The 4,517-nt window shown below is 68.5% G+C and carries 4 protein-coding genes and 1 pseudogene; 1 reads left to right on the top strand and 4 read right to left on the bottom strand.

Translation table 11 applies throughout. The features are described 5' to 3' along the window. Positions 1-53 precede the first annotated feature (53 nt). Entirely contained in the window at positions 54-491 is a 438-nt protein-coding gene (locus QZV94_RS17630) for a MarR family transcriptional regulator (protein ID WP_293679600.1), read from the top strand. A 19-nt stretch (positions 492-510) separates the two neighbouring features. On the opposite strand, the gene QZV94_RS17625 is transcribed toward QZV94_RS17630, so the two are convergent. The 4 genes and pseudogenes from QZV94_RS17625 to QZV94_RS17610 form a co-directional block, all read right to left on the bottom strand. After that, positions 511-1,221 (bottom strand): SOS response-associated peptidase family protein, encoded by a 711-nt coding sequence (locus tag QZV94_RS17625; protein ID WP_293679597.1) that lies wholly within the window; start codon positions 1,219-1,221, stop codon positions 511-513. 93 nt (positions 1,222-1,314) lie between these two features. Next, on the bottom strand, positions 1,315-2,763 hold the full coding sequence (locus QZV94_RS17620) for an efflux transporter outer membrane subunit (protein ID WP_293679594.1): 1,449 nt from the start codon (positions 2,761-2,763) through the stop codon (positions 1,315-1,317). Beyond that, a complete protein-coding gene (locus QZV94_RS17615; RefSeq protein ID WP_293679589.1) occupies positions 2,747-4,273 on the bottom strand; it encodes a DHA2 family efflux MFS transporter permease subunit in 1,527 nt (508 codons plus the stop codon). Before QZV94_RS17615 ends, QZV94_RS17620 begins: the two co-directional genes overlap by 17 nt. A gap of 12 nt (positions 4,274-4,285) precedes the next feature. Beyond that, positions 4,286-4,517, bottom strand: a pseudogene (locus tag QZV94_RS17610) (HlyD family secretion protein); the annotation flags it as partial.

Genomic DNA, 4,517 nt, shown 5'->3' with positions numbered 1-4,517 from the left:
GTTGGCGGCGCCGAGGTCCTTGGGCCAGGAACCGCCTCGCACTATTATGTTGTATGGTACGTTATATCAATGTCGCGCGCGTGGCAGACGAGGCCACGCTGCTGGGCCGCCGCTGGCGTTCGCAATTCGACGCCCGTCTGAGAACCGTCGGCCTCTCGCATGCGCGTTGGCGCGTGTTATCGGTCCTCTCCGAGGCGCGCGCGGGTCTGACCCAGCGCGAACTGGCCGACAGGCTCGGCGTTGGCGGCCCGACGGTCGTGCGCCACGTGGAACACCTGCAGCTTCGTGGATTGATCCAGCGTGGCCCTGCCACCGGTGACGGTCGGTCCAAATGTGTGCGGCTCACGCGGGCTGGCGAAGGCCTGATCAAGCAGATCGACGCCATCGCTGAAGGGCTCTCGGCAGATGTCGTTGGCGACATGACAGACGAAGCCCTGGAGAGCTGCCGGCGCGCGCTGAAGACCCTGAGCGCGCGCCTCGAACGGCGATAACACGGCCGAAGCGCGCGCTTCACGTGCGGTCGCGGTGCTCGGGCCGCGGCCGGACGACGAAGCCCCCGACCGGCTCGGGGTCCAGAAGCAGCGCCTTGCCCCGCCCGTCGAGCCGTAGCCATTCCATCCCCTGCTCAAGGGTCAGCACGCGCGGCTGGCGGGAATTCAGGAGCCGGCCCGTGTCGGCCACCGGGGTCGCATAGGCCCGGCCCGGGCGGCCCGTGACGAATGCGAAGCTCTCCAGCGGACCATCGTGGTCGCGGGGGTTGGAGAGGTCCCAGAGCCCCGCGAAGTAGCGGACCTGCGCCGAATCGCGCCGCGCCCAGCTGACCTCCCAGCGGCGGAGGGGCTCGCCCTTGGCCCATCCGGGCGGCGCATCGTATTCGATGTAGCTGGTCACCGGGACCAGCGCGCGGCGGCGCGCGTACGGCTGGCGGAAAGCTTCACGTGTGTCGATGGTTTCCAGCCGCGCATGGATGCAGCGGACTCTCCAATCGTCTACCCTGCCGCTGTGGAAGAAAGGCACCATCCACCAACGCAGGTGACTGGCGACCAGCCCCGCGGCGGGATCTTCGGGATCTTCCGCGCGCAGGACCGGCGCGCGGTCGGTCGGTCTGAACCGAGTGTTTGGGAGGCGGTTCGGCGGCCCATCCGTCCAGCGGACCGGTATCTTGAGGGATCGCAGGAAAGCCACGTCGAACCTCGGCTCAAGATAGTATTCACGGCACATGATGATTGGCGGTCCGGCTCAGCGCGCCGGGCCGATCGCCAGGCGATGAGCATCCGCGCCGCGAGCCGGCGCGGACAGGCCGCTTCGCCCGCATCAGGACGTCCGCCAGTCGGCCGCCGTGGCGACGTAAAGCTGCACCAGGTCGATGTATCGTTGGCCCTGAATCTGGACCATGGCGCGACGGGCCCGACTGAGCGTGCGTTGGGCATGGGCCACATCGATCAGGGGGCCGCCGCCCAGGCGATAGGCGGTCTCGGCGTCACGCAGCCCGGATTCCGCGGCCGCGTTCGCCCGCTTCAGACTCTCGATGCCGTCCTGGTCGCTCGCCAGCGCCGCCAGGACGTCCGAGACCTGGACGAACGCGCGCATCACGGTCTGCTGATAGCGGGACAGCGCGACCCTGGCCTCTGCCTCGGCCACTCTGCGTCTCGCTTTCAGCGTCCCGCCATCGAAGAGCGGCGCGGTGACGCCGGAAGCCAGGTTCCACCCGCTCGCGGAATAGCTGAAGAGCTTCTCCGGCTGGGTGGTGGTCTGTGTCAGGTCGGCGGAGAGCCGGATGTTGGGATACTGGTTGGCGACCGCGACGCCGATGGCGGCGGTGGCCGTGTGCAGGTCGGCCTCGGCCGCGAGAATGTCGGGTCGCCGGCGAACCAGGTCCGACGGCAGGCTGATCGGTACGGTTGCAGGCGATGCCAGCGCCGCGAGCTCGAAGTCCGGCGCGCGGTACGCGGCGGGCGACTTGCCGACCAGGAGGGCCATCTGGTGACGCGCGGCGGCCAGGGCGCGCTCCAGCGGCGGCAACAGCGCCTCGTCCTCCGCGAGCTGACCGACGCTGACCGACAACGCCGACCGGGCCTCCCCCCCGGCGGCCTGCGCCTTCTGGATCATCCCGATGACCCGGCGGTCGGCGGCGACGATGCCGCGGACTTCGACGATCTCGGCGCGCAGGGCGGCGATCCGCATCGCCTGCAGCGCGACATTGCCGGAAAGAGCCAGGTAGGCAGCGTCGGCGCGGCGGGCTTCGGCGTCCACCCGGGCGGCGGCCGACTCCACGCGGCGGCGGCGACCACCGAACAGGTCGAGGTCGTAGGAAACGGAGCCGCCGATAGAGAAGAGGTTCAGGGTCCGGCTAGGGAAGCCGGTGAAGCCAAACGATTCGGTGTTGATCCTTTCAGTCCGGGCCCCGCCTTTGGCATCGATCTGAGGTAACTCCGCGCCGCGTTCCGCCGCCAGCTGCGCTTGCGCCCGCTCCAGGGTCGCGGCCGCTTCGTCCACACTGGGGCTGTCCGCGAGCGCCTGCCGGATCGTCTGGTCGAGTTCGGCGGACTGGAACGTCTGCCACCATGGACCGGCGGCCCGCGCGTCCGGTGACAGCTGCACCCGTGGGGCAGCGGGGTCTCCGGCCATGGCGTAGCCCTCGGCGGCCGGGCCGCGAGGCGCGTCGGGGGTGACGAAGTCCGGCCCGACGGTCGTGCAGGCGTTGAGCGCCAGGGTCGCGGCGGCGGCCGCAAGGGCCCGGTTGAAGCTAGTCGGCAGCGGCATGGGTCGGCGCTCCGCCCGGCTGGCCCGGCTTTCGCAGGAGCAGCAGCATGGGCATGCATACGAGGGTGATGATCAGCATCAGCTTGAAGGAGTCGACGTAGGCGACCATCGTCGCCTGGCGCGTGATCTCGGCGTTGAGGGCCATGAGTCCTGCCGGGCTTTGCGGGTCGAAGATCGCGGGCAAGCCGTCGCGAATGACGGGGGCGCTGGGCACGATGTTGGCCGCCAGGGACTCGTGCATGCCCTGGGTGTTTGCGACGACCAGCGCCTGCATGATCGATATGCCGACGCTTGATCCCAGGTTCCGGACCAGGGTGTTGACGGCCGTGCCCTCCGCGCGCAGCGCCGGCGACATGGTGGCGAAGGCCAGGGTGGACAGGGGAACGAAGATCATCCCGATCCCGAAGCCTTGAACGATACCGGTTACGACCAGCGGACCGCTGCCCATCGACAGGTCGAAGTGCGACATCTGCCAGAAGGCCGTGGCGCTGAGCGCAAGGCCCGAGAACAGCAGCAGCCGCGTGTCCATCCGTCCGATCAGCCGCCCGACGACCAGCATGCCAAGGAACGAGCCGATGCCGCGTGGCATGCTGACGATACCGGCCGTCAGCACTGGATAGCCCAGCAGCACCTGCATCAGCGGCGGGAGCAGGGCCATGGCCGAGTAGAGCAGGATCCCGACGAAAAAGCCGAAGACACTGGCGACGACAAAGTTACGATCTCGCAACAAGTTGCGATCAAGGAAGGGATGATCGGCCGTCATGGTGTGGATCGCGAACACCCACAGGCCGATGGCCGCGAGGATCGCTTCGGCCCAGACTTCCCGCGACAGGAACCAGTCTTCGCCTGGCCCGCGGTCCAGCATGAGCTGGAACGAGCCGATAAAGAGCGTGAGCATCCCGAAGCCCAGGAAATCGAAGGGCTTCGTAACGGCGGGCTTGTCGCCGGAGATGAACACCCAGACGCCGGCGAGCGACAGGATGCCAATGGGCAGGTTGATGTAGAAGCACCACCGCCAGGACAAGTACTCGGTCAGGTAACCACCCACCGCCGGTCCCAGGATAGGCCCCAGGATGACCCCGGCCCCGAAGATGGCCATTGCCTGCCCGTGCTTCTCGCGGGGGTTGATGTCGAGAAGCACCGCCTGGGAAAGCGGCATCAGCGCCGCCCCGAACACCCCTTGCAGCAGGCGGAAGATCACCAGCTCCGGGAGGCTGGTGGCGATGCCGCAGAGCATCGAGGCGATCACAAATCCGGAGATCGAGACCAGGAACAGGCGCTTACGCCCGACCCGCCCAGCGACCCAGCCGGTCAGCGGGGTCATGATCGCGGCGGCGATGATATAGGAGGTCAGCACCCAGCCGATCTGTTCGGGACCGGCCTGGACGCTGCCCTGGATGTGCGGCAGGGCCACGTTGGCGATCGTGGTGTCCAACGTGTTCATCGTTGTGGCCAGCATGATGGAGATGGTGATCGGCCATCTGTTCGCCGCGTCCCGCGCCTCACTCATCGCGGCGCGGCCCTAGCCGACGCGGCCGGGCGCGCGCACGTCGACCTTGACCTTGGCCGACAACCCGGCCCGCGCGGCCATGCCGGGCGGCGTCCGGTCGAATTCTACACGGACCGGAAGGCGCTGCGTGACCTTGACCCAGTTGCCGGTGGCGTTCTGGGCGGGGAGCACCGAGAACGCTGCGCCCGTCCCCGGAGAGAAGCTCGCGACATGACCCCGGAGACTGCGCTCCGGATAGGCATCG

The sequence above is a fragment of the uncultured Phenylobacterium sp. genome (genome assembly GCF_902826855.1).
GTDB lineage: Bacteria > Pseudomonadota > Alphaproteobacteria > Caulobacterales > Caulobacteraceae > Phenylobacterium.
Note: the sequence above shows the minus strand (reverse complement) of the source record. Positions and strands in the feature narration are given on the sequence as shown.

What these genes read in the sequence shown, in the direction of transcription:
- QZV94_RS17615 (WP_293679589.1), bottom strand. Translation starts at nt 4,273, where the DNA reads ATGAGTGAGGCGCGGGACGCGGCGAACAGATGGCCGATCACCATCTCC.
- QZV94_RS17630 (WP_293679600.1), top strand. Translation starts at nt 54, where the DNA reads ATGGTACGTTATATCAATGTCGCGCGCGTGGCAGACGAGGCCACGCTG.
- QZV94_RS17625 (WP_293679597.1), bottom strand. Translation starts at nt 1,221, where the DNA reads ATGTGCCGTGAATACTATCTTGAGCCGAGGTTCGACGTGGCTTTCCTG.
- QZV94_RS17620 (WP_293679594.1), bottom strand. Translation starts at nt 2,763, where the DNA reads ATGCCGCTGCCGACTAGCTTCAACCGGGCCCTTGCGGCCGCCGCCGCG.